Consider the following 25,199-nt stretch of genomic DNA (forward strand, 5'->3'; position numbering starts at 1 on the left):
GAGGACTCTTCATCGGCTGGCCATCATGCTGCCCGTTACCACCAGCAGCGCGGCCACCGGCAGCCGCCAGTCCGGCGTGGCAACCCCTGCCAGCACCAGGAACAGGGTGGCCAGCACCGGCACCGTATGGGCGAGATGGCCGACGCGGTGAGCCTGTGGGTCGCCCATGGCCCGATCCCAGGCCAGCATGGCCAGGCCGTAGGGTCCCAGCCCCAGGGCGGCGGTGATCAGCAGGGTCTCCGCCGAGGGCAGAGCAATGGTGCCCTCCAGGATCAGGCTGGCGATGCCGGTGACCACGCTGGCGATCAGCAACAGGTGCGGCATGCGCTCGCCCAGGCGCCAGGCCGATACCTGACAGGCCAGCGAATAGAGCGCCCAGCAGAGCGCCGCGACCGCGGCCAGCAGGTAGCCGCCCCAGGCGCCGGAAGCACCACCGGTCAGCGCCTGGGGCGCCACCAGCAGGGCGGCGCCGGAGAAGGCCAGGCCGGCACCGAGCAGGGTGCTGCTCGGCAGCCGCCCCGTTGTCAGCCACCGGCTGGTCAGCAGCAGGAGCACCGGCCAGGTGTAGAGGATCAACGCCGCCTCGCCGGCGGGGGCCAGGGTGAAAGCGGCGGAGCAGGCGCCCACCGCGCCGGCGACCAGCAGTGGCACGCCCAGATAGACCAATCCCCCTTGCGTGCGGGTCAACCCGGCGCCAGGCCGCCGGCGGTACGCCATGGGCAGGGTGCCCAGCGCCCCGGCCAGCAGCGCCAGGGCCGAGAGCCGCAGCGGCGGCAACTCGTCCGCCTGGGCGACCAGCAGCGGTACCAGCGCCCACAGCACCACGGCCAGTATCGCGGCGCTGCCTCCGAACCAGGGGAAGTGAAGGGACCGAGAGGGATGGAATTGCATGGGGGTGACCTCCTGCGAGGTGTCGATGGGGTCAGTCGGGAGATGCCACCATGCTATCCATGCCATACTCATCAAGATAACGATCATTCTTGAAGATAATCATCAAGGAGCTTGATGGTTTCATGCGCGCCCCAACCCTCGACCTGAGTCTGCTGCGCACTCTGGTGGCGATCGCCGATACCGGCAGCGTCACCGCGGCGGCGAGACGCCTGGCCTATACCCAGTCCACCGTGAGCATGCAGCTGAGCCGCCTGGAGGCAGCGCTGGGCGTGGCACTTCACGAACGGGAAGGGCGGCGCATCCGCTTCACCGCCGAAGGTGAGCGGCTGCTGGGACATGCGCGGCGGCTGCTGGCGCTCAACGACGAGGCGTTGGCCGACATGCGTGCCCGGCGCGTCGCCGGTGAGCTGAACCTGGGGATTCCCGAGGACTATGCCTCCCTGCTCACCTCGGTGTTCTCCTGGTTCCATCAGCTCTATCCGGACGTGCGCCTGCAGGTGACCTGCGGCACCAGCGTCGATCTGGTCGAGCGGGTGCGTGCCGACGAACTGGACCTGGCGCTGGTGACCCGCCAGCGCCGCTCGCCGGGGGGCGAGGTGATCCGCCGCGAGCCCTTGGCCTGGGCGGTGGGCCTGGAGCGCCAGCCGCCGCTCTCCGACCCGCTGCCGCTGGCGCTCTATTCCCCGGGGGCCGACCTGTTTCGCGAGGTGGCCGAGGAGGCCCTGGCCGCCGCGGGCCGAGACTGGCGGGTGGCCTACACCAGCCAGTCCATGGCCGGGCTGGCGCCGGTGGTGCAGGCGGGACTGGCCATCGTGGTGGTGACCCGCAGCATGCTCGGCCCCCAGCTGCGCGCCCTGGATGAGACCAGTGGCCTGCCGCCGCTGCCCGCCGTGGAGCTGGCCCTGCACCGCGCCGCCCGTCGCCCCACCGAGCCGGCCCGGCGCCTGGCCGAGCTGATCCGCGAGGAGCTGATGCCGCTGGAGTCCAGCGGCGGCGTCGGGCCGGCTCGAAAGGGATAAGCCTGAGCGTTATACTCGGGTATCCGTTCCTCCCGCTCTACGCCGCCGACCGGAGCCGCCATGTTTCCCGAGTTCACCCTGTGCTACGCCCGCCTGCCCGAGCACTTCTTCGAGCGCTTCGACCCCGTGCCGGTGACCGCGCCGCGGCTGGTGGCCTTCAACCGGCCGCTGGCCGAGGAACTGGGCTTCGATCTCACCCGGTTCGACGAGGCCCGAGCCGCCGAATGGTTCTCCGGCAACGCCGTGCCCCAAGGCGCCGAACCCGTCGCCCAGGCCTATGCTGGCCACCAGTTCGGCCACTTCAACCCGCGCCTCGGTGACGGTCGGGCGGTGCTGCTGGGCGAGGTGACCGATCGTGAGGGACGGCTGCGCGATATCCAGCTCAAGGGGGCGGGAATGACGCCTTTCTCCCGCGGTGCCGACGGCCGCGCCCCGCTCGGCCCGGTGCTGCGCGAGTACTTGGTGAGCGAGGCGATGCATCGCCTCGGCGTGCCTACCACCCGGGCCCTGGCCGCGGTGACCAGCGGGGAGCGGGTCTTCCGCCGGGTGCCCGAGCCCGGCGCGGTGCTGACCCGCGTCGCCGCCAGCCACCTGCGGGTGGGCACCTTCCAGTACTTTGCCGCCCGCGGCGACCACGAAGCCGTGCGCACCCTGGCCGAGATGGCCATCGAGCGCCACTATCCACCACTGGTGGAGTTGGCGGACAGTGAGCGCTACCAGGCGCTGCTGGAGGCCGTAGCGGCGCGTCAGGCGGCGCTGGTGGCGAAGTGGATGGGGCTGGGCTTCATCCACGGGGTGATGAACACCGACAACTGCGCGATCTCGGGGGAGACTATCGACTACGGCCCCTGCGCCTTCATGGAGGCCTACTCGCCGACCATGGTGTTCAGCTCCATCGACGAGCAGGGGCGCTATGCCTTCCGGAACCAGCCGTGGCTCGCCCAGTGGAACCTGGCGCGCTTCGCCGAAACGCTGATTCCGCTGCTCGATCCCGACCAGAAGCGCGCCGTGGAGAAGGCCACCGCGGTAATCGAGGCCTTCGAACCGCGCTATGAGGCCGAGTGGCTGGCGGTCTTTCGTGCCAAGCTCGGGCTCGTGAAGGAAGAGGAGGGCGACCGCGCCTTGGCTGAGGCCTTTCTGGACGCGCTCGCCGCCGGTCGTGCCGACTTCACCCTGGGTTTTCGCCGCCTGGCCGAGGCCGTGGAGGAGGACGCCCCCCCGCTGCTCGCGCTCTTCGAGAGTGACGGGGCGCTGCAGGAATGGCTGCCGCGCTGGCGTGAGCGGCTGAGTCGGGAGGGTGTGGGCATGGAAGAGGTCGCCGCGTGGATGAACGCAATCAATCCGCTCTACATTCCCCGTAACCACCAGGTGGAGAGGGTGATCGCCGCCGCCGCCGAGCACGACGACTTCGCCCCCTTCGCGGCACTCACCGAGGTGCTGGCCGAGCCCTTCACCGAGCAGCCCGGCCGTGAGGCCTACGCCCAGCCGGCGCCGCCCACTGAGCGGGTGTTTCGGACCTTCTGCGGGACCTGATGTCGTTAACACCGCTATTCACTTACTGGGCAGCGGCCCCTGCACTGTGGAGCATCAAAAAAGTCGCCCGGGGTTGTCCCGGGCGACTCTGTATCTCAACCAGGCAGAATGCCTGGCTTATGCCACCATCACATCTGGAGCTTTTCCAGGTCGAAGCGATCGGCGTTCATCACCTTGGTCCAGGCCTTGATGAAGTCCTTCACGAACTTCTCCTGGTTGTCGTCCTGGGCGTACACCTCGGCATAGGAGCGCAGAATGGAATGCGATCCGAATACCAGGTCCACGCGGGTGGCAGTCCACTTCAGTTCGTCGGTCTTGCGGGTGCGAATCTCGTAGACATTGTTGCCCGCCGGCTTCCAGGAGTAGGCCATGTCGGTCAGATTGACGAAGAAGTCGTTGGTCAACTGACCCTCTCGATCGGTGAACACGCCGTGCTTGGTGCCGCCGTGGTTGGTGTTCAGCATGCGCATGCCGCCGATCAGTACGGTCATTTCCGGTGCGGTCAGCCCCATCAGTTGGGCGCGGTCGAGCAGCATCTCCTCCGGCTTGACCACGTAATCCTGCTTCTGCCAGTTGCGGAAGCCATCGGCCAGGGGTTCCAGGAACTCGAAGGAGGCAGCGTCGGTCATCTCGTCGGTGGCGTCGCCGCGGCCCGGGTTAAAGGGCACCAGCACGTCGTGGCCGGCGGCCCTGGCGGCCTGCTCGATGCCCACGCTGCCACCCAGCACGATCAGGTCGGAAATGCTGGCGCCGGTCTCGGTGGAGAGCGTCTCGTAGACCTTGAGCACCCTGGCCAGGCGATCGGGCTCGTTACCTGCCCAGTCCTTTTGCGGGGCCAGACGAATACGGGCACCGTTGGCGCCACCGCGCATGTCGGAGCCCCGGAAGGTGCGGGCGCTGTCCCAGGCGGTGCTGACCAGTTCGCCGATGGAGAGACCGCTGTCGGCAATCTTCTGTTTGGTTGCCTCGATTGAGTAGTCAGTGCTTCCGGCCGGGACCGGATCCTGCCAGATCAGGTCTTCCTGTGGGACTTCCGGTCCGATATAGCGGCTCTTCGGCCCAAGGTCGCGGTGGGTCAGCTTGAACCAGGCGCGGGCGAAGCAGTCCTTGAAGTATTCGGGATTCTGACGGAAGTTCTCGAGGATCTTGCGATAGCTTGGGTCCACCTTCATCGCCATGTCCGCATCGGTCATGATGGGATTGTAGCGAATGGAAGGGTCGCTGGCATCGACCGGCTTATCCTCTTCCTGGATGTCGACGGGCTCCCACTGGTTGGCACCGGCGGGGCTCTTCCTCAACTCCCACTCATGGTCAAGTAACATGTCGAAGTAGCCCATGTCGAACTGGGTCGGATGCTTGGTCCAGGCCCCCTCGATACCCGAGGTGATCGCATTGGCGGCCTTGCCTCCCATGTTCGGGTTATGCCAGCCAAAGCCCTGTTCATGAACGTCGGACCCTTCCGGCTCCGACCCAAGGGATTCGGCATCGCCGTTGCCGTGGCACTTGCCAACGGTATGGCCGCCGACGGTCAGCGCCGCAGTCTCTTCGTCGTCCATCGCCATGCGCGCAAAGGTTTCACGCACCTGCCCGGCGGTCTTGAGCGGATCTGGCTGGCCGTTCACACCCTCCGGGTTCACGTAGATCAGACCCATCTGCACGGCGGCCAGCGGGTTCTCCATGGTGGCCGGATTCTCGACATCTCCGTAGCGCTCATCGGAGGGCGCCAGCCACTCCTTTTCCGCCCCCCAGTAGATGTCCTTCTCGGGGTGCCAGATGTCTTCGCGACCTAAAGCGAAGCCGAAGGTTTTCAGGCCCATGGACTCGTAGGCCGCGTTCCCGGCCAGAATCATCAGGTCGGCCCAGCTGATCTTGTTACCGTACTTCTTCTTGATCGGCCACAGCAGACGACGTGCCTTGTCCAGGCTGGCGTTGTCGGGCCAGGAACTGATGGGAGCGAAGCGCTGGTTGCCGGTACCGGCGCCGCCGCGGCCGTCGGCGATGCGGTAGGTGCCTGCCGAGTGCCAGGCCATGCGAATCATCAGGCCGCCGTAGTGGCCCCAGTCGGCCGGCCACCACGACTGGCTGTCGGTCATCAGGGCGTGCATGTCCTTCTTCAGAGCGTCGAAATCGAGCTTTTTTACCTCTTCTCGATAGTCGAAGTCCTCGCCCATCGGGTTGGTCTTGCGATCGTGCTGATGGAGGATGTCCAGGTTCAGGGATTCCGGCCACCAGGCGACCACATCCGCTTTCCCTTGCGTGTTGGCCCCGTGCATCACCGGGCACTTGCCTGCGTTCTGCTGATCACCCATAGCGCTCTCCAATCTTGGCTGCGTTGTTCTGACTGCCACCTCTATATAGACGATGGCGGTTTGGCGGGACAGTGAGCCTGGTCAACCCTCGGCCACTGGGTGGCGACGAGTTCGGCTACACACCCGAGTACCACCAAACTACTCTCCATGAATCCATTAGCACAATGCGAGATTGTCGACCGCGTCGATAGCCAATCTTTATCGGCGACCGACGCCTGGGGTGCTAGGGATGGCGGGGGATTCAGGCCTCTGGCAGGCGCAGCTCTGGAGCCTCGCCCACCAGGAAGGCGCGGTTGACCTCCAGCGCCTCGCGCAGGAAATCCCACAGCAGGCGCACCCGGGCCAGGCGGCGCTGCTCCTGGCGAGCGGTGATCCAGAATTGGCGGTCGATGGCCACCTCATCCGCCAGCACCCTGATTAGTGGCCCGCTGCTCTCCGCCATGAAGCAGGGCAGCACCGCCAGGCCGGCCCCGTGCAGGCAGGCGGCATGCTGGGTGGTCACGCTGGTGCTGCGCATGGCGAAGTGGGGCCCGGGGTGGCCGACCACCGCCGGGTCGAGCAGCGGCTCCAGGTAGCTGAGCTGCTCGCTGAAGATCAGGTCGTCCACGTAGCCGATCAGCCGGTGAACCCCCAGCTCGGCGAGCTTCTCCGGCCGGCCGTGGCGGGCGAGATACCCCTGGCTGCCGTAAAGCCGCAGCCGGTAGTCGCACAGCCGCGAGATCACCAGGCCCGGGCTCACCGGGCGCTCCACGGTGATGGCCAGATCCGCCTCGTGGCGGCTCAGGTTGACCACCCGGGGCAGGGCGAGCAGATCCAGGGTCACGCCGGGGTGGCGTTCGCAGAAGGCCGAGAGTAGCGGGGCGATTACCCAGGTGCCGAAGCCCTCGGTCACCCCCAGGCGGATCTGGCCGCTGATCTGATGGTTCTTGTCGGTGAGGCTCTCGCCGGCCTCGAAGGCATGGCGGGCCATTTCCTCGGCGTGGGCCAGCAGCTGCTGGCCGGCCTCGGTGAGGTGGTAGCCGTGGGTGCTGCGCTCGAACAGCTGGGTGTTGAGCTTCTGCTCGAAGCGTCGGGTGCGACGCGACAGGGTGGAGTGGTCGAGCCCCAGCCGGCGGGCAGCATCGGTGAGCCGCTGGCTGCGGGCCACCTCGAGAAAGATCTGGATATCCTGCCAGTCGAGCATGGGGGCCTCGCCGTGGGGGATGAGCGGCTGGTTGTGCGCAGGCGCACAAACAATGTGCCCGACTGCCCGTTGTCACACCATCCGACCTCTGGATAGACTCGTCTCTATCAACTTCCGTGTTTTTATACACACAAAGTCTAATGTCTGGGTGATCCACGGCAAGGTCCAACAACAAGCCGATCCCCGGGCAGCGACAGAAGAGAGAGGAGCATGCCCATGTCAGTCCGCGAAATCCCCATGGTTATCGATGGCCAACAGGTTCAGTCCCAGAGCCAGGAGTGGCGCGACGTGGTCAACCCGGCCACCCAGGAAGTGGTTGCCCGGGTGCCGTTCTGTACCCCCGAGGAGGTCGAGCGCGCCGTGGCCAGCGCCAAGGAGGCCTTCAAGACCTGGCGCAAGGTCCCGCTGGGCAAGCGCATGCGCATCATGCTCAAGCTCCAGGCGCTGATCAGAGAACACACCGACGAGCTGGCCGTGCTGATCACCGAAGAGCACGGCAAGACCCTGCCCGACGCCGTGGGCGAAGTGGGTCGCGGCCTGGAAGTGGTGGAACACGCCTGCTCGATCACCTCCCTGCAGCTGGGCGAACTGGCCGAGAATGCCGCCAGCGACGTGGACGTCTACACCATGCACCAGCCGCTGGGCGTGGGCGCCGGCATCACCGCCTTCAACTTCCCGATCATGCTGCCCTGCTTCATGTTCCCGCTGGCCATCGCCACCGGTAACACCTTCGTGCTCAAGCCCTCCGAGCAGGACCCGAGCTCCACCATGCGTCTGGTCGAGCTGGCCCATGAGGCGGGCATCCCGGCCGGCGTGCTCAACGTGGTCCATGGCGGCCCGGACGTGGCCAACCAGATCGCCGACCATACCGACATCAAGGCGCTCTCCTTCATCGGCTCCACCCACGTGGGTTCGCTGCTCTACAACCGTGCCGCCGCCGCGGGCAAGCGCATGCAATCGATGATGGGCGCCAAGAACCACTGCGTGATCATGCCCGATGCCAACCGCAGCCAGGCCATCAACAACCTGCTCGGCTCCGCCTACGGCGCTGCCGGCCAGCGCTGCATGGCCAACTCGGTGGTGGTGCTGGTGGGCGAGGCCCGCGAGTGGCTGGAGGATATCGTCGAGGGCACCCGCAGCATGAAGGTGGGTCCCGGCACCCAGACCGACGCCGACCTCGGCCCGCTGGTCTCCCCGGCCGCCAAGGAGCGCGTGGAGCGCCTGATCACCGCCGGCGAGAAGGAGGGGGCGACGCTGCTGGTCGACGGCCGCGGCTGCCAGGTCGAGGGCTACCCCGACGGCAACTTCGTCGGCCCGACCCTCTTCTCCGACGTCACCGCCGAGATGACCATCTACCGCGAGGAGATCTTCGGCCCGGTGCTCTGTGTGGTGAACGTCGATACCCTGGACGAGGCGATCGCCTTCATCAACGCCAACCCCAACGGCAACGGCACCTCCATCTTCACCAACTCCGGCTGGGTGGCGCGCCGCTACGAGACCGATATCGACGTCGGCCAGATCGGCATCAACGTGCCGATCCCGGTGCCGGTCGCCTACTTCAGCTTCACCGGCTCGCGGGCCTCAAAGCTCGGTGACCTGGGCCCCAACGGCAAGCAGGCGATCGCCTTCTGGACTCAGACCAAGACCGTTTCCGCCCGCTGGTTCGAGCCGGAGAACGTCTCCAGCGGCATCAACAGCACCATCTCGCTGAGCTGATTCTCAAAGCCCGGTGATCCGGCGGCCCCGTCTCGAGAGAGGCGGGGCCGCCTGCGTTGGTGGCCTTTTATCGTCAGGTCAGGCGAAGCTGCTAGAGTGCACGCATCGTACGGATACGATCTCGGAGCTCACGTGACCCGTCGTTTCTCGCCCCTGCCAGCGGCCATGGCCGTCTGGCTGCTGCTCGCCTGCCTGCTGGTGTCGCCGGCCCGGGCCGCCGTCGACGTCAGCGAGTCGCCCGGCGAGCTCAACCTGGGCCCGCACATGCAACTGCTCGAGGATGCCGGCCGTGAGCTGGGCATCGACGACCTGCTTGGCCGGGACGTCCCCCTGCCCTGGCGGCCCACGGGTGAGGAGACGATCAACTTCAGCTTCTCCGACTCGGCCTGGTGGCTCCAGGTGGAGCTCGCCAATACCGGCGAGGGCCCAGTGCGCCGGCTGCTGGAGCTGGCCATGCCGTTGCACGACTACCTGGATGCCTGGGTGGTCGACGAGGCGGGGGAGGTGGTCGGAGCGTGGCAGACCGGCAACCGCCGCGCCTTCGACACGCGACCGGTGGCGCACCGCACCTTCGTGCTGCCCATTCCGCTGCCGCCCGGCGAGACGCGTCGCGTGATCCTGCGGCTGGACACCCACGACGGCCTGTTCGACGCCACACCGCTCTACCTGCTGAGCGACGGCAGCTTCCTGTACAAGGCCCAGCGCGAGCTCATGGCCTTCAGCCTCTACTTCGGCGCGCTGCTGGCGCTGATGATCTTCAACCTGCTGCTCTACCTGGTTATCCGGGAGCGCAGCCTGCTGCACTATGTGGTCTACCTCGGCACCTTCTTCGTGCTGATGTTCGCCGCGCGGGGCTTTGCCTTCCAGTACTGGTGGCCGAGCTGGCCTACCTTCAACAACCAGATGCTGCCGCTCACCATCGGGCTCTTCGCCGTCACCCTGGCCGGATTCAGCAGCAGCTACCTCAACCTACCCCGGTACGCGCCGCGCTTCTCCCGGCTGCTCCACGGGGTGGCGGGCCTGTGCCTGGCGAGCGCCTTGCCGGCGCTGCTGGGGCACTATGCCCTGGTATTTCGCATCATGATCCCCGCCGCCATCCTGCTCTCCTCGCTGATGCTCGGGGTGGCCGTCTGGCGCAGCTGGCTGGGCGACCGGCTGGCGCAGATCTTCCTGGTGGCCTGGAGCGTGCTGCTGGTGGGAGTGTCGCTCTACTTCCTGCGGGTGGCCGGGGTGCTGCCCTACAACTTTTTTACCGAATACGCCGTGCAGGCGGGCTCTGGCCTGGAGTTCCTGCTGCTCGCCTTTGGCCTCGCTTACAAGATCAACCTTCTCAAGAACGAGAAGCTCGCCGCCGAACGCGCCACCCACGACCTGGAGCGCTCGCACAGCCTGCGGCTGGAGGCTGAGGTCGCCCAGCGTACCCGCGAGCTCGAGGCCGCCAACCGCCGGCTCGCCGCCATGGCCCGCACCGACCCGCTGACCGGCCTGCTCAACCGCCGCCAGTTCCAGGAACTGGTCGACGAGGAACTGCAGCGGCGACGTCGCAGCGGCCGGGCGCTGCTCTTCGCGGTCATGGATATCGACGCCTTCAAGCTCTACAACGACACCCTCGGGCACCAGGCCGGTGACGAGGTGCTCATTCGAGTCTCGGACCTGCTGCAACAGCACTTTCGGCGCGCCGGTGACCGGCTGTTCCGGCTGGGCGGGGAGGAGTTCGGCCTGCTGCTCGAGGTCGACAAGCTGGACCAGGGCCGGCACGGCCTGGAGGCCTTCCGCCAGGCGCTGGAAGACCTCGCCATTCCCCATGTGCAGGCCGAGGGCGGCGTGGTCACCGCCTCCTTCGGGTTGGTCTGCTGCAACGACTACCGACGCGTGCCTGACGCCGACCGGCTCTACCGGGAGGCCGACGAGGCGATGTACGAGGCCAAGGAGCGCAATCGCAACCGGGTGGTGACCCGCGCCATCCTGGAGGAGACGCCATGACCCTTGCGTCTCCGCCCTGGGGGCGTGGCCGGGTTCAGGCCGGCACGATGTTCTGATTCAGGTGGAAGAGATTCTGCGGGTCGTACTGCGCCTTGATCCGGCTCAATCGTTCATAGTTCGCTCGCCCGAAGCCGGCGATGATCCGCTCCCTGCCTTCATCGCCGATGAAGTTGAGGTAGACGCTGCCGCTGGCCCAGGGGCTGAGGTCGCGGCGCAGGCGATGCGACCACTGCCTGCCCCGCTCGTCGTCGGCCGGATCCTCCCACATCCCGAAAGGGTGCACGGCCCAGGGGGCGTGTCGCCAGGGAACCGGGAAGTCCGACGGCCCCCTGGCCACCGCACCTCCCTGGGGAATCAGCACATGCTGGGAGTGGGACGGCACGATCATGTCGCCCGCCCGTTCGCAGAACAGCTCGATCGCCTCGTCGGGCAGGGTATCCAGGTAGTCGGCGGAGCAGTAGTTGCGATAGCCGTGCGGGTCATCGAGCATGCACTGCAGGTCGGCGTAGGGCATCTCGGCTATCATCTCGCCCTCGTGGCCGAGTGCCAGCAGCGGGGCCACCACGTCGCGTGCCTCGACCTCCGGCCCGGCGTAGACGATCAGGACGGCGAAGGTGAGCCTTGCGACGAGGTGGTCAGGCACGAAGGCCTCCGGAGGGGCCGTCAGGTAGACAACGGCGCCTCCGACGTCATCCGGTGCCGCTTCCAGAAAGTCGCGATAGGCGTGCAGGACCTCCGGTGCCTTCTCGGGCGACCACAGCAGCAGCAGGGCGGTGACCTGCTTCAGCACGTGCAGCCGGAAGGTCAGCGATGTGGCCACCCCGAAGTTGCCGCCGCCCCCGTGCAGCGCCCAGAACAACTCGGGATTTTCCTGCGCACTGGCGTGCACGATGCTGCCGTCGGCGGTCACCAGCTCGGCGGCGATCAGGTTGTCGCAGGCCAGCCCGAACTTGCGGGCCAGCCAGCCGTCGCCACCGCCCAAGGTGTAGCCGCCCACGCCGGTGGTCGATACCCGGCCACCCGTCGTCGCCAGGTCATGGGGCTGGGTAGCGCGGTCGAGGTGGCTCATGGTCGAGCCGCCGGCGGTGGTGGCGGTGCGCGCCTCCGGGTTGACTGCCACGCGATGCATCCGGCGCAGATCGATCACCAGCCCGCCATCCGTCAAGGCCTTGCCGGCGACACCGTGTCCGCCGCCGCGCACCGCGATCTCGAGCCCCAGCTGCCTGCCGAAGTTGACGGCGCTCACCACATCCTCCACTTCGTCGCACTGGGCGATGACCCCCGGGTGGCGGTCGATCATCGCGTTGAACAGCGTGCGGGCTTCATCGTAGCCGGCATCCTCGGGGAGCAGGACCTCCCCGGAGAAGCCCTGGCGAAACTCCTTGAGTGCTGTGTTATCGATGTGAGTTGTCATGACACCCTCCTCAGAAGAGTGAGGCCGATGGGCATGATCCGATAGAGTGACGGGTCGCCTTCAGTATAGCGTTACAGCCGAGTGCTCCTGCCATTTTCGTCACGCGAGCAGCACCCCGAAACCGATGACGAGGCCTGCGCCACAGGTCCTATGGACAGGAATCTGACGTTGACGTTAACTGGAAGACGAATTGCCACCATAGCCCGTTCAGGAGCGCCCATGACCACCCCGATCAGCCGTTTTCCCATTCCCGAATCCATCCAGGACCTGCCGGACGATATCCGCGATGCCATGCTGGCGGTGCAGGAGAAGGCAGGCTTCATTCCCAACGTTTTCCTGATGCTGGCCCACCGGCCGGCGGAGTTCCGCGCCTTCTTCGCCTATCACGATGCCCTGATGGAGCGAGAATCCGACAGCCTGACCAAGGCGGAGAAGGAGATGATCGTGGTGGCCACCAGTGCCCGCAATCGCTGTCTCTACTGCGTGGTGGCCCATGGTGCCCTGGTACGCATCTACAGCAAGGATCCGCTGCTGGCCGATCAGGTGGCCATCAACCACCGCGTCGCCGGCCTGAGCGAACGCCACACCGTCATGCTCGACTTCGCCATGCATTGCGGTCTGGAGGTGGGTGAACTCACGGAAGAGTGGCAGACCCGCCTGCTTGAGGTCGGCTTCACCCAGGACGACATCTGGGATATCGGCGCCATCGCCGCCTTCTTCGGCATGTCTAACCGCCTGGTCACCCTGGCTGCTACCCCGCCGAATGAGGAGTTCTATCTGATGGGGCGGGTGCCGCGGGAGAAGTAGGAAACGCCGGTCTTTGTGGGAGCGCAGGCTTCCTGCGCGAAGCCGGGGATACCCAATTTTAGCTAATTGCTGGTACCTTGGATTGCCTATGGAAAGGGATAATCGGGGTTACGCATGGATCGGCTACCTGAAGGGGTGTATGAACGGCTACTCGATGAAGAGCTGAAGACGCAGTTGGATGCGCATCCCGAACTGAAACCAGTTCTTCGCTCCCTCGACGACGAGACGGCACCCCATGCCTACTCGCAATTTATCGGCCAGTTGCTCCATCAAGCCTTACGCATCGTAGACGTCCAGGATCGGCTACGGCTAATTAACCGCATCATCGAGTTGGTGTCGGCGACCGATGGTCTCGACCATCTGACTCGCAAGCGACTACTCAGCACCGATAAGCCACTTCTCACTGAGGTCGGCCATCACCGCGAGTCATTACCCCGCCCGCATACACCACTTTCTACCAGTGCACTTCTCACTGGCTTGGGACATGATCCGCCATTGGAGCATGAGCTGCGGGCCGAGATGGCCACGGCGGATGGCGTCGATATCTTGGTCTCCTTCATCAAGTGGTCGGGTCTGCGGCTGCTGATGCCTGCATTAGAGCGTCTTGCGAAACGCGACATACCGGTGCGCCTTATCTCCACCAGCTACATGGGCGCCAGCGACCCGACGGCATTGGAGTGGCTATCTCGGCAGCCCAATGTCACCGTGCGCGTCTCCTACGATACCGGCGGCACACGTCTCCACGCCAAGGCCTACCAGTTTCGCCGTGATAGCGGCTACTCGACCGCCTATATCGGCTCGGCCAACATGTCCCACTCGGCAATGACCCAGGGGCTGGAGTGGACGGTCAAGGTCACCGAGCAGGATATGCGGCATGTTTTGGAGAGGTTTGCCGCCGAGTTTTCCGCCTACTGGGAAAGCGACGAGTTCGAGCCCTACACCGAGGCAGATTTCACCCGCTTTCGACAAGCCATCGCGGCGCACAAGGAACGTGATCGACGTGGGGTGACCTTCTTTGCCGAGATCACGCCGCGGCCTTTCCAATTGCGCATCCTGGAGGCAATCGACGCCGCGCGACAGCGTGGCTCCTACCGCAATCTGGTAGTAGCGGCCACCGGCACCGGGAAAACCGTGATCTCGGCGCTGGACTACCGACGGGTCTGCGAGCACGAGGGACGCCAGGTGCCGCTGCTATTTGTGGCCCACCGTAAGGAGATCCTCGAACAGGCCCAAGGCTGTTACCGTACTGTGCTGCGCGATCAGAACTTCGGCGAGCTCTGGGTAGGCGGACAGACGCCGACAGAGCACCGCCATCTATTTGCGTCGGTGCAGACGCTCAATCGGCAGCGGCCTTGGGAAAGTCTTGGTCTTGAGCACTTTCACTATGTGGTAATCGATGAGGCACATCACGAGGCTGCTAGTAGCTATCGAGCGCTGCTTGAGGACCTAAAGCCGGTAGTGTTGTTGGGATTGACGGCGACGCCTGAAAGGATGGACGGCAGCAGCATCCTGCCAGACTTTGATGGCGACTTCGCCGCGGAGATTCGCCTGCCCGAGGCGTTGGAAGAGAAGCTACTGTGCCCCTTCCACTACTTTGGCGTTAGCGACAACATCGATCTCAGTGATGAAAGCCTATGGCGGAATGGGCGCTATGACGCCCGGCAACTCGAGAACCTGCTAACCGGCGACGACTTTCGTGCTCGCCAGCGCGTCGATACCGTTAGGCAGGCGTTGGAACGCTACCAGCCTGACCTCCAAGGCTTGCGTGCGGTGGGGTTCTGCGCCGGCGTGCGGCACGCCGAGTATATGGCTAAGTGCTTCAACGCACTCGGCGGCGAGTATCGGGCCGCCGTGCTGGTCGGCGACACCCCGGCGGAGCTCCGCGCTGAGCGGCTGCGGGAGTTTCGCGAGGGCAGGCTACCATTTCTTTTTACTGTGGATCTTCTTAGCGAAGGCGTCGATGTCCCCGACATCAACCTGGTGATGTTCCTGCGTCCCACGGAGAGCCTAACGGTGTTCTTGCAGCAGTTGGGACGGGGATTGCGACATGCGCCGGGCAAGGAGTGCCTCACCGTGCTGGATTTCGTGGGCCAGACCCACCGCCGCTATCGACTGGATACCAAGTTTACCGCGCTGCTCTCCTGTCAGCGGCAGCGCCTAGACCGTGAGGTAGAGGCCGATTTTCCGAGCCTGCCGCCGGGCTGCAGCATCCAACTGGAACGCATAGCGCGAGAAAGAGTGCTCGGCAAGATCCGTGCGGTGCTGAGTGATTTGAATCAATTTATTCCTGAGACCCTGCGCACCTGGTCGGAGGAGGTGGGCCAGCCGCTCACTTTCGGACGGTTCCTTGAGGAGACGAGGCTGACGCCGGTTCAGGTGCTCGCTCGCCGCAGCTGGACGGAGTGGAAGGCGATGGCCGAGTATCAAATGCCGCCTGCGGACCCGGACCTTGAGCAGGCCCGAAAGGCGCTGCCGCGAATCGCCCTGCGTAGTGATCCTGAACTTCTCAAAGCTATTGAAACCCTTGGCGCTCCGGATGGCAGCGTTGAGGAGGCTCTCGGGCGCTATGACGTCGCGCAGCAGACGGCGCTGCACTATCTGCTGTGGGCCCGAAAGGGTGGCTTGGCGGGCGTCGAGAGTCTCGAGCAGTCTTTGCAGAAGTGGCGCAGCAATTCCAGCGTGGCGGCGGATGCCGCCGAGATCGCCGCCTGGCGGCGAGCGCACCAGCGGACTCCACTACGCAGGTTAGATGATCTGCCTTTTGAATGTGATCTGCTGCTGCATGGAGCCTACGGCACCCCCGAGATCAAGGCGGCACTGAGTCTAGCCAGCCTCGAGAAACCAGGGGCCACGGGCGTGGGTGTCATCCATGCCAAGGAGATCCGCGCTTACATCCATCTGGTCACATTCCATAAAGAGGACGGTGACTTCTCGCCCACCACGCGTTATCGCGACTATCCTATCAGCCGAACGCTGTTGCACTGGGAGAGCCAGTCTAATACTACGCAGGCGAGCTCGACGGGGCAGAACTACCTCCATTTCGAGGGCCGTGGCTACACCATTCTCTTCTTCGCTCGTCTGACTAAACGTATCGAGGGCGAGACGGCGCCATTTATCTTCCTGGGCCCGGCCAAGGCGCTAAACCGTTATGAAGGAGATCGCCCTATCGCCATGACGTGGGAGTTGGCGTATCCGATGCCAGCCGAACTCTTCGAGGAGGCGCGTCCGGCATGAATCAGCCGATGGGGAGATGGCCGAGGGAGGCCGAAGCGGTGTCCCGAGCGGCGACTTCGTGATGAGATGGGCCTTGCTCAACAAGGGCTGCAAGCCGCCGGGCCTAGCCCTTGTGAGCACTTGCCGTCGCTGGCAGTCGGTCAGTACTCCCAGAAAATCCGCTGAAGTTCCTTGCTGTCATCGGTCTTTGTCAGGGCTACCATGGCCAGGATGCGGGCTTGTTGCGGGCGATGGTCGTGGGCCACTACCCAGTCGTAGTCGTCATCGGGCTGCTCGGCGTTGCGTAGCACGAACCCGGCGGGCACCCGGGAAGAACGGATGATATTCACCCCCTTGTCACGCAGTGCCTTCAAGGCATCGACCGCCGGTGCCGCTACCGAGCCATTGCCCGTACCGGCATGGATCAGTGCCGCGATGTTGGTCTCGCCGTAGGCCTCGATGCCCGTGGTATTCATGTTGCCGTAGCCGTAGACGATATCGACGGCTGGCAGGGTGTCGATATCATCGATGTTGAATTCGGATGAAGTGGTGTGACGCTTGACCGGGTCGCGGAACCAGTAATTGCGCCCTTCGACCACCATGCCGAGCGGGCCCCACTGGCTCTGGAAGGAGTTGGTCTTGATGTTGATGCTCTTGCTGACGTCACGCCCGCTCAAGATGTCGTCGTTCATGGTCACCAGGACCCCCTTGCCCATGGCATCCTCGCTGGCAGCGACGCTCACGGCACCGTAGAGGTTCAGGCCGCCGTCGGCGGACAGGGCAGTGCCAGGGCGCATGGAGCCCACCAGCACGATTGGCTTGTCGGTTTGCACCACCAAATTTAGGAAGAAGGCGGTCTCCTCCAGGGTATCGGTGCCGTGGGTGATGACGATTCCGTCGACATCGGCCTGCTTGGTCAACTCCGATACGCGCTGGCCCAGGGCAAGCAGATTTTCATTGTTGAAGCTTTCGGAGGCGATCTGAAAGACCTGCTCCCCGCTGACCCGAGCAAGGTTTTCCAATTCGGGTAAGCCCGCCAGTAGCTTATCGACCGGTACCGTGGCGGCGGCGTAGGTCGCGCTATCGGCGACGGAGGCCCCTGCCCCGGCTATGGTGCCACCGGTGGCGAGCACCACTACGTGCCGTTCCTCCGACTGCGCCAAGACAGCCGCCGATACCGCCATCAGCACAACCCCTGCAATCCAGCTTCTCGCTAACTGTTGTATTTTCACGATACCCCCACCCTGTTGGCTGGTTAAGTTGGCTTGAGACGCAATCAATTAACGCTGCAGGCTTGACTGCTTCCAGATAAACACCATAGCCAGTTCATCGGGATGTCGCCGTGATTTTTCCCCAACTGTCGATTCCTGATGGGTGCGTGATTGATAGGTGGCGTTATGGGGGGATAGCGGGGTTAGGAGGTGGTCGTTCGAACCAAGCGCGTGCGCTATCATGACTCTCGTTCCTTCCGCTATCGGCCAGGCCGGCCGGGACGCGAGGAAGGACACCCACCATTCATTCACTTGTCGCCAGGGGAGTCCCACCGCATCTGCGAGGGCTGAGAGGGCCATGCGCCGACCCTGGAACCTGATCCGGTTCACACCGGCGGAGGAAGTGCGACATGCCCTACCTGACGTCTGCCGTGCTCGGCGCGGCGCTCTTGTGCTTTGCCTTCCTGGGCCTGAGGGCCCGCCGGGCCGATGGCCTTCTCGATGACTACGTCACCGCGCGCAACTCCCAGGGCGCCCAGTCCATCGGCCTGTCATTCCTGGCGTCCAGCATGGGCGCCTGGATCCTCTTCGCGCCGCCGGAGATCGGTGCCTTCGTGGGGCCGGTGGCGCTGGCCGGCTACGCCATCGGCTCGTCGCTGCCGTTCCTGATCATTGGGCTCTATGGCCCCTCTATCCGCCGCTACCTGCCGGAGGGGCGCAGCATCGGCGAATTCGCCGAGGCCTGCTATGGCGCCGGCGTGCGGCGCTGGGTCTCCTTCGTTTCCGTGGCCTACATGGCCATCTTCCTGGCGGCCGAGCTGACCGCCATCGGCGCCATCGCCGCGCTGCTCTCTGACGTGCCGCCCTCGCTGGTGATCCTCGGCGTGGCGGTGGTCACCCTGGTCTACACCACCCTGGGCGGGCTGCGGGCGAGCCTGGCCACGGACCGCTGGCAGGCCTGGCTGCTGCTGACCCTGCTGGTGCTGGTCGGCGGCGTGGCCTGGTGGTGGCTGCCGCCCATGCCGGCCGGGGCGGTGATGCCGTCCATCCCCATCGGCAGCGCGCTCTCCGTGTCGCTGACCCTGGTGATCGCGGTCACCGCGGCCAATCTCTTTCACCAGGGCTACTGGCAGCGCATCTGGGCGGCCGCGGATGACCGTGCTCTGGGCCGCGGGGCGTTGTTGGGCGGGGCCAGCAGTCTGCTGGTGGTGATGGCCATCGGCGGGTTGGGCATGCTGGCGGCCATGCAGGCGCTGCCGCTGGGCCAGCCGCCGATCCCCTTCTTCGCGCTGCTCTCCGCCGCACCGGCGTGGCTGGGCCTGCCGGCCCTGGTGCTGGCGGTGACCCTGGTGGCCTCCAGCGTGGACACCCTGCAGAACGCCATCGCCTCCATGGCGGTGGCCAGCGCCGGGCGGCGCGGGCTCTCGGTGCGGGGCGCGCGGTGGGTCACGGTGGCGCTGATGGCGCCGGTGGTGTGGGTGGCCCTGCAGGGCTTCTCGGTGTTGCGCCTGTTCCTGATCGCTGACCTGCTGTGCGCCGCCATCGTGGTGCCGGTGCTGCTCGGCCTGTGGCAGCGCATGTCGCCGTTGGCAGCCGTGGCCGGGGGCGTGGCGGGCCTGCTCGGCGCGGTGCTGCCGGGCTGGATCACCCAGGGCAGCCTGGCTGCCGGCGTGCTGGCGGCGAGCTTTCCGGACAGCATTCCGACGCTTCCGCCCTTCCTGGGGGCGCTGGTCGCCTCCACCCTGGCCAGCCTGCTGATCGCCTGGCTGCGCCCGGGGGCGAGATTTCACCTGGCAAGCAGGGGAGATGCCCGATGACCACACGCTCCGACTGGAACGCCTGGGCCGCCGGTCGCGAATCGGCGCGCATCACCGACTGGCTGCGCGAGATCAGCGAGCCTGACTGGTCGGCCACCGTCAACCATCCGCTGTTCGACGCCCTGGCCGAGGGGCGGCTATCAGGGGAGGGCTTCGCCGCCTATATGGTGCAAGACTACGGCTTCGTCGACCCCTTTACCGCGCTGATCGGCCACGCCATCGGCCAGGCGCCGACCATGGATGACCGGGTGGTGCTGGGTCAGTTCATGGGCATGCTGACCAGCGACGAGAATAGCACCTTCCAGCGCACCTTCGAGGCCTTCGATGTGCCGGCGGCCCAGCGCGAGGCGCCGGACTACCTGCCGCAGACCCTGGCCTTCCAGGCGCTGCTGCGCGACACCGGCCGGGGCGGTGGCTATGCCGAGATAATGGCGGTGCTGGTGGTCACCGAGTGGATCTACCTGGAGTGGGCGCTGCGCGTGACCCGCGTGGTCGGGCTGCACCCGCTGATGGGCGAATGGATCGATCTGCACGACAACCCGGCTTTCCAGGACTTCGTGGCCTGGCTGCGCTGGCGCCTGGATGAGGAGGCGGAAGGGCTCGGTGACGCCGCCTTCGCGCGCATGGCGGAGCGCTTCCGCGACACGGTCGCTAGGGAGCGCGCCTTCCACGATGCGGTGCAGCCCGCCTGAAACAATCCCCGTCAGTGTGGCGGTTGTCAGGCTCGTTAATGAGGGCCACCCTCTAACGGTCCCCCGATCAACGCATAGGAACTGCCATGAGCGATACCCCGAAGGATTCACGCCGCCGCCACTCCGCCAAGGTGGTGGATGGCCCCGGCAAGGCCGCCGGCCGCGCCATGCTGCGCGCGGTGGGTTTCACCGACGACGACTTCACCAAGCCCCAGGTGGGCATCGCCTCCACCTGGAGCAACCTCACTCCCTGCAACAGCCACATCGACGAGCTGGCCCGCCATGCCAGCGACGGCGCCGATGCGGCGGGCGGCAAGGGTGTGATCTTCAACACCATCACCATCTCCGACGGTATCGCCAACGGTACCGAGGGCATGAAGTACTCGCTGGTGTCGCGGGAGGTGATCGCCGACTCCATCGAGACCGTGGCTGGCTGCGAGGGCTTCGACGGCCTGGTGGCCATCGGCGGTTGCGACAAGAACATGCCGGGCTGCCTGATGGGGCTGGCGCGGCTCGACCGGCCGAGCGTGTTCGTCTACGGCGGCACGATACTGCCGGGCAAGGGCCATACCGACATCGTCTCGGTATTCGAGGCCATGGGCGCCCACAGCCGCGGCGATATCGACCTGATCGAGCTCAAGCAGATCGAGGAGACGGCGATACCCGGGCCCGGTTCCTGCGGCGGCATGTACACCGCCAACACCATGGCCTCGGCCATCGAGGCGCTGGGCATGAGCCTGCCGGGCAGCTCGGCTCAGAACGCCGTCTCCAATGACAAGCGCGAGGACTGCGAGGCGGCTGGTGCCGCCGTGCTCAAGCTGCTTGAGCGCGATATCAAGCCCTCGGACATCATGACCCGGGAGGCCTTCGAGAACGCCGTCACCGTGGTAATCGCCCTCGGCGGGTCCACCAATGCGGTGCTGCACTTGATCGGCATGGCCAGCACCATGGGGGTGGAACTGTCGCTCGAGGACTTCACCCGCATCGGCAAGCGCGTGCCGGTGCTGGCCGACCTGCGCCCCAGCGGGCATTACATGATGAGCGAGCTGGTGGCCATCGGCGGCATCCAGCCGCTGATGAAGCTCCTGCTCGAGGCCGGCCTGCTCCACGGCGACTGCCTGACGGTGACGGGGAAGACCCTGGCCGAGAACCTGGCCGACGTGCCCCCCTATCCCGATGATCAGACGATCATCGCGGCGCTGGATCGCCCCCTCAAGGCGGAGAGCCACCTGCGCATCCTGCACGGCAACCTTGCGCCCGAGGGGGCGGTGGCCAAGATCACCGGCAAGGAGGGCACGCGTTTTTCCGGCACGGCGCGGGTGTTCGGTTCCGAGGAGGAGGCTCAGGCACGCATCAATGACGGCACCGTGGTGGCCGGCGACGTGGTGGTGATCCGCTACGAGGGGCCGAAGGGCGGGCCCGGCATGCGCGAGATGCTCACGCCGACCTCGGCGATCATGGGCCGGGGCCTGGGCAGCGAGGTGGCGCTGATCACCGACGGGCGTTTCTCCGGCGGCAGCCACGGCTTCGTGGTGGGGCATGTGACACCGGAGGCGTTCGACGGCGGCCCCCTGGCGCTGGTGGAGGATGGTGATGTGATCACCATCGATGCCGAGGCCGATACCATCGAGGTCGATCTCAGCGACGATGAGCTGATGCGCCGCCGGGCCGCCTGGCAGCAGCCGGCGCCGCGCTACACCCGCGGTGTGCTGGCCAAGTACGCCAGGACGGTGAGTTCCGCCTCCACCGGCGCGGTGACCGACCTGCCGGAGTGACTTGTCACGCCGTACCTATCTCCGCCGGTTGCCCGCGTCTCCTGACCGGCACCTGACACCTTGTTCCGCGCGGAAGCCATGCCTCCGCGCGGCCCCTTCGTCAGGTCTTTGCCCCCCGGACTACCTCCTTGCCTGGCGATATTTACGAACCATATGAGGCATTCGCTGCGCCGGTTGAAATCCCTCACCCGGGCACGGTTGGCCCAGCGGCATGAGCTATCCTCTTATCGACAACATCGTGCTTACGCAAAGGACGCGATGATGACGAAACGGGAAGCCCATATTCGGCCCGAGGGTGACACCGGCACCGTTGTCGCCATTCGTGGTGGTGTCGTGGATGTCAGGTTCGCGAAGCCGGTACCCGCTATCCGGGAGCTCCTGTATGTCGGAAAGACGGCCCTGGAGGTTGCCGGCCTTGAGGACAAGGGCATCGTGCGTTGCATGGCGCTGGGCCCGGTCAGGGGGCTTGGGCTTGGCATGCCGGTGCGGGCCACCGGCGCTCCGATCAGCGTGCCTGTCGGCGATGCCGTCCTGGGTCGCATGCTCAACATGTTTGGTGCGCCTATCGACCGCAAGCCCGCGCCGGTGACGGCGGAGCGCCGCGCCATTCACCAGGCGCCGCCTCGGCTGGAAGACCGTGTCGTTCGCAGCAGGATACTGGAGACTGGCATCAAGGCCATTGACCTGCTGTCCCCCATCGAGCGAGGTGGCAAGACCGGCCTGTTTGGTGGCGCCGGTGTGGGCAAGACCGTGCTGATTACCGAACTGATCAACAACACGGTGCAGCAATACAAGGGCGTGAGTCTCTTCTGCGGCATCGGCGAGCGCTCCCGCGAGGCAGAGGAGCTCTACCGGGAAATGGGCGAGGCCGGCGTGCGGGACAACACCGTGATGCTGTTCGGCCAGATGAACGAGGCGCCCGGGGTGAGGTTCCTGGTCGGCAAGACCGCCCTGACCATGGCGGAGTATTTCCGCGACGAGCAACACCGGGATGTGCTGCTGTTGATCGACAATATCTTCCGCTTCGTGCAGGCCGGCTCCGAGGTCTCCGGGCTGCTGGGCCGAATGCCCTCGCGGGTGGGGTATCAGCCGACGCTGGCGACCGAACTGGCGGAGCTGGAGGAGCGCATCACCTCCACCCGCCAGGCCGCCATCACCTCGGTCCAGGCGGTCTATGTGCCCGCCGACGACTTCACCGACCCCGCGGCCGCCCATATCTTCTCCCACCTGTCGGGCTCGGTCGTGCTGTCCCGCAAGCGTGCCAGTGAAGGACTGTATCCGGCCATCGATCCCCTGGCCTCATCCTCGGTCATGCTTACGCCGTCGGTGGTGGGGCAGCGTCATTACGACATTGCGCGGGCGGTGCGCCGTACCCTGGCCGAATACGAGGAGTTGCGGGATATCATCGCCATGCTGGGTATCGAGGAACTGTCAGCCGCTGATCGAGCAACCGTTGCCCGCGCCCGCCGGCTGGAACGCTTCCTGACCCAGCCCTTCTTCACCACGGCGGCCTTTACCGGTGCCGACGGCCGGCGCGTGACCACCGCCGATACCCTCGAGGGTTGTGAAACCATCCTGAGCCAGACCCATTTCGAGCGTAACGAAGGCGACTATTACATGATCGGCGCACTCTCCGATCTGGAGGCGGTGGCATGACCCAGTCAACACAGATGCAGGTGACCTTGCGACTACCGACCAGAACCCTGCATCAGGGCCCGGCAAGTCGGCTGTTTGCCGAGGCGGAAAACGGTGCCTTCGGGATGCTGCCGAACCATGTCGATTTCGTCACCGCCCTGGTGCCCTCGGTGTTGATCCTGACCATGGCGGACGTCGGAGAGCAGATCTTCGGCATCGACGAGGGGATCCTGGTGAAGAAGGGCCATCGCGTGGATATCGCCATCCGGCGGGGTGTGCGGGGAGCGGATCTGGCCTCGCTGAGGGAAACCGTGCAGAGAAACTTTATCGAGATCGATGAGGATGAGCGCGTGGCCCGCTCCGCCTTGTCACGCCTGGAGGCGGGCATCGTGCGGCGGTTTGCCGACCTGCAGCGACCCAAGACGCCATGACCAGGCAGCGAAAGTCTCCGGTGGATGACATCGGCCGTCGTGCTCGACGTCTGAAAAGGGCACGGGATGACCCCGGTACGAGCCCCCTGCGGGGCCTGGGTGTCTTCGGCATGATCGGTTGGTCGATCGCAGTACCCACCGTGGGCGGCGCCTTTCTCGGGCTGTGGCTCGATCGCAACATGCCGCAACATTTTCAGTGGACCATCGCCTTGATTCTGGGTGGCGTAACCCTCGGCAGCTTCATTGCCTGGGCCTGGGTCAGCAAGGAAGGCAAGGAAAACGGGAGTGACCATCATGACGATTGACTGGCATGCCGTGATCACCGGCTTCGGCACCGGTATCACCGTCAGTATCCTGTACTTCGTGGGCCTGGCACTGAGTGTCCGCCTGGCACTGCGCCTGACTCACCCCGTCTCTGTCCTGCTGCCCAGTGCCGCGCTGCGGATTGGCCTGCTGCTGTCGGCAGGCTGGCTGGTGACCGATGGGGGAACCTCGGGCTGGGCGTTCGCCGGCTATACGCTCGCTTTCTTCGTGGTGCGCTTCAGCGCCACCCTGATGGCCCGGATACCCCGGGGGAAGGAGGCCGGATGCAACTGACACCCGACGAAACGACGGTCTTCACGCTATGGGGACTCGGTATCAATGAAACCGTCGTCAATACGTGGATCGTCATGGCCCTGCTGACCGGCGCCTCGATCCTCGTGACCCGGAGACTGAGGCCGGATGTGCCGCCGAATCGCTGGCGAACGACCCTGGAAGTGATCGTCACCGGGATCCAGGGGCAGATAGACGACATCTCGCCGCACTCGTCGCGCCATGTCCTGTACTTTTCGGGAACGCTGTTCCTGTTCATTGCATTATCGAACCTGCTGCTGGTCGTGCCGGGCTTCACGCCGCCCACGTCCTCGCTGTCGACCACGGCGGCCCTGGCCTTGTCGGTGCTGATCGCCGTCCCGCTTTTCGGCATCACCCGACAGGGCATCGGCGGCTACCTGAAAACCTATATCCAGCCATCGATCATCATGCTGCCCTTCAACATCATCAGCGAGTTCTCCCGGGGCATCTCGCTGGCCATACGCCTCTACGGCAACGTGATGAGCGGAGCGGTCATTGCCGGCATACTGCTGGGCGTGGCGCCGTTCTTCTTTCCCGTGGTGATGGACGTGCTGGGCCTGCTGACCGGCCTGATCCAGGCTTACATCTTCGCCATCCTGGCGACCGTCTACATCTCGTCGGCAACGGCCATCGTCAAGAAGCCGGAAAACAAGGAGGAAGATCGATGACAGAAGCAGCCCTCATCGCGGCCATTTCCATCCTCACCGCGGGACTGACGGTGTCGTTCGGCGCGATTGGCCCGGCGCTGGGGGAAGGCCGCGCCGCGGCCGCCGCCCTGAGCGCCATCGCCCAGCAGCCGGACATGGCCTCCATGCTGTCGCGAACCCTGTTTGTGAGCCTGGCGATGATCGAGTCCACCGCGATCTACTGTTTTGTGGTGGCGATGATCGTGCTGTTCGCCAACCCGTTCTTGGATCAGTTTGTGCAAGCCACCCAAACGGCGGCAGGCTAGGCC

At 65.5% G+C, this 25,199-nt stretch carries 20 protein-coding genes and 1 riboswitch; of the genes, 15 read left to right on the plus strand and 5 right to left on the minus strand.

The window, feature by feature from the left end; all coding sequences use genetic code 11:
- Positions 1-9: 9 nt before the first annotated feature.
- Positions 10-891, minus strand: a complete 882-nt coding sequence (locus tag ACR80S_RS01290) for a DMT family transporter (protein WP_435402354.1) — start codon at positions 889-891, stop codon at positions 10-12.
- A 122-nt stretch (positions 892-1,013) separates the two neighbouring features.
- On the opposite strand from ACR80S_RS01290, the gene ACR80S_RS01295 reads away from it, so the two are divergent.
- On the plus strand, positions 1,014-1,910 hold the full coding sequence (locus tag ACR80S_RS01295; RefSeq protein WP_435402355.1) for a LysR substrate-binding domain-containing protein: 897 nt from the start codon (positions 1,014-1,016) through the stop codon (positions 1,908-1,910).
- A gap of 60 nt (positions 1,911-1,970) precedes the next feature.
- Complete coding sequence (locus ACR80S_RS01300) at positions 1,971-3,443, plus strand: protein adenylyltransferase SelO (RefSeq protein ID WP_435402356.1); 1,473 nt, start codon at positions 1,971-1,973, stop codon at positions 3,441-3,443.
- Between the two features lie 128 nt (positions 3,444-3,571).
- Here the strand turns inward: ACR80S_RS01300 and katG are convergent, their stop codons facing one another.
- Both katG and ACR80S_RS01310 read right to left on the minus strand, forming a co-directional pair.
- Positions 3,572-5,752 (minus strand): catalase/peroxidase HPI, encoded by a 2,181-nt coding sequence (gene katG / locus ACR80S_RS01305; RefSeq protein WP_435402357.1) that lies wholly within the window; start codon positions 5,750-5,752, stop codon positions 3,572-3,574.
- 241 nt (positions 5,753-5,993) lie between these two features.
- Complete coding sequence (locus ACR80S_RS01310; protein WP_435400556.1) at positions 5,994-6,935, minus strand: LysR family transcriptional regulator; 942 nt, start codon at positions 6,933-6,935, stop codon at positions 5,994-5,996.
- A gap of 216 nt (positions 6,936-7,151) precedes the next feature.
- Here ACR80S_RS01310 and ACR80S_RS01315 point away from each other — a divergent pair, with 216 nt between their 5' ends.
- Together ACR80S_RS01315 and ACR80S_RS01320 are read left to right on the plus strand one after the other, a co-directional pair.
- Positions 7,152-8,651 (plus strand): CoA-acylating methylmalonate-semialdehyde dehydrogenase, encoded by a 1,500-nt coding sequence (locus ACR80S_RS01315; protein WP_435402358.1) that lies wholly within the window; start codon positions 7,152-7,154, stop codon positions 8,649-8,651.
- 132 nt (positions 8,652-8,783) lie between these two features.
- Positions 8,784-10,634, plus strand: coding sequence for a sensor domain-containing diguanylate cyclase (locus tag ACR80S_RS01320; protein ID WP_435402359.1), 1,851 nt, complete (start codon positions 8,784-8,786; stop codon positions 10,632-10,634).
- A gap of 34 nt (positions 10,635-10,668) precedes the next feature.
- Here the strand turns inward: ACR80S_RS01320 and ACR80S_RS01325 are convergent, their stop codons facing one another.
- Positions 10,669-12,048: an FAD-binding oxidoreductase gene (locus ACR80S_RS01325; protein ID WP_435402360.1), complete on the minus strand. Its 1,380-nt coding sequence runs from the start codon at positions 12,046-12,048 to the stop codon at positions 10,669-10,671.
- Between the two features lie 219 nt (positions 12,049-12,267).
- Between ACR80S_RS01325 and ACR80S_RS01330 the strand changes: the two genes are divergently transcribed.
- Together ACR80S_RS01330 and ACR80S_RS01335 are read left to right on the plus strand one after the other, a co-directional pair.
- Positions 12,268-12,855 (plus strand): peroxidase-related enzyme, encoded by a 588-nt coding sequence (locus ACR80S_RS01330; RefSeq protein ID WP_435400552.1) that lies wholly within the window; start codon positions 12,268-12,270, stop codon positions 12,853-12,855.
- Between the two features lie 114 nt (positions 12,856-12,969).
- Entirely contained in the window at positions 12,970-16,089 is a 3,120-nt protein-coding gene (locus ACR80S_RS01335) for a DEAD/DEAH box helicase (RefSeq protein WP_435402361.1), read from the plus strand.
- Between the two features lie 140 nt (positions 16,090-16,229).
- Here ACR80S_RS01335 and ACR80S_RS01340 read toward each other — a convergent pair whose 3' ends face one another.
- Positions 16,230-17,300 (minus strand): asparaginase, encoded by a 1,071-nt coding sequence (locus tag ACR80S_RS01340; RefSeq protein WP_435402362.1) that lies wholly within the window; start codon positions 17,298-17,300, stop codon positions 16,230-16,232.
- A gap of 289 nt (positions 17,301-17,589) precedes the next feature.
- A riboswitch (TPP riboswitch) is annotated at positions 17,590-17,700 on the plus strand.
- Between ACR80S_RS01340 and ACR80S_RS01345 the strand changes: the two genes are divergently transcribed.
- The 9 genes from ACR80S_RS01345 to ACR80S_RS01385 all read left to right on the plus strand — a co-directional run bounded on the left by ACR80S_RS01345 (position 17,690) and on the right by ACR80S_RS01385 (position 25,196).
- The gene (locus tag ACR80S_RS01345; RefSeq protein WP_435400549.1) at positions 17,690-19,096 is read left to right on the plus strand and encodes a sodium:solute symporter family transporter; all 1,407 of its coding nucleotides are present in this window, start codon (positions 17,690-17,692) and stop codon (positions 19,094-19,096) included. It overlaps the preceding riboswitch by 11 nt.
- On the plus strand, positions 19,093-19,788 hold the full coding sequence (locus ACR80S_RS01350) for a TenA family protein (RefSeq protein ID WP_435400548.1): 696 nt from the start codon (positions 19,093-19,095) through the stop codon (positions 19,786-19,788). The genes ACR80S_RS01345 and ACR80S_RS01350 overlap by 4 nt, the downstream gene beginning before the upstream one ends.
- Positions 19,789-19,874: 86 nt before the next feature.
- Positions 19,875-21,563 (plus strand): dihydroxy-acid dehydratase, encoded by a 1,689-nt coding sequence (gene ilvD, locus ACR80S_RS01355; RefSeq protein WP_435400547.1) that lies wholly within the window; start codon positions 19,875-19,877, stop codon positions 21,561-21,563.
- 261 nt (positions 21,564-21,824) lie between these two features.
- Positions 21,825-23,219 carry a F0F1 ATP synthase subunit beta gene (gene atpD / locus ACR80S_RS01360; protein ID WP_435400546.1) on the plus strand — a complete coding sequence of 465 codons (1,395 nt, stop codon included), beginning with the start codon at positions 21,825-21,827 and terminating at the stop codon, positions 23,217-23,219.
- Complete coding sequence (locus tag ACR80S_RS01365; RefSeq protein WP_435400545.1) at positions 23,216-23,629, plus strand: F0F1 ATP synthase subunit epsilon; 414 nt, start codon at positions 23,216-23,218, stop codon at positions 23,627-23,629. Before atpD ends, ACR80S_RS01365 begins: the two co-directional genes overlap by 4 nt.
- Positions 23,626-23,934, plus strand: a complete 309-nt coding sequence (locus ACR80S_RS01370; RefSeq protein WP_435400544.1) for an AtpZ/AtpI family protein — start codon at positions 23,626-23,628, stop codon at positions 23,932-23,934. The genes ACR80S_RS01365 and ACR80S_RS01370 overlap by 4 nt, the downstream gene beginning before the upstream one ends.
- On the plus strand, positions 23,924-24,226 hold the full coding sequence (locus tag ACR80S_RS01375; RefSeq protein WP_435400543.1) for an N-ATPase subunit AtpR: 303 nt from the start codon (positions 23,924-23,926) through the stop codon (positions 24,224-24,226). The genes ACR80S_RS01370 and ACR80S_RS01375 overlap by 11 nt, the downstream gene beginning before the upstream one ends.
- A complete protein-coding gene (locus ACR80S_RS01380; RefSeq protein ID WP_435400542.1) occupies positions 24,217-24,912 on the plus strand; it encodes a F0F1 ATP synthase subunit A in 696 nt (231 codons plus the stop codon). The genes ACR80S_RS01375 and ACR80S_RS01380 overlap by 10 nt, the downstream gene beginning before the upstream one ends.
- Positions 24,909-25,196 carry a F0F1 ATP synthase subunit C gene (locus ACR80S_RS01385; RefSeq protein ID WP_435400541.1) on the plus strand — a complete coding sequence of 96 codons (288 nt, stop codon included), beginning with the start codon at positions 24,909-24,911 and terminating at the stop codon, positions 25,194-25,196. Before ACR80S_RS01380 ends, ACR80S_RS01385 begins: the two co-directional genes overlap by 4 nt.
- Positions 25,197-25,199 lie beyond the last annotated feature (3 nt).

It is taken from the genome of Halomonas salsilacus (assembly GCF_051216275.1).
In the GTDB taxonomy this organism is placed as follows: Bacteria; Pseudomonadota; Gammaproteobacteria; order Pseudomonadales; family Halomonadaceae; genus Halomonas.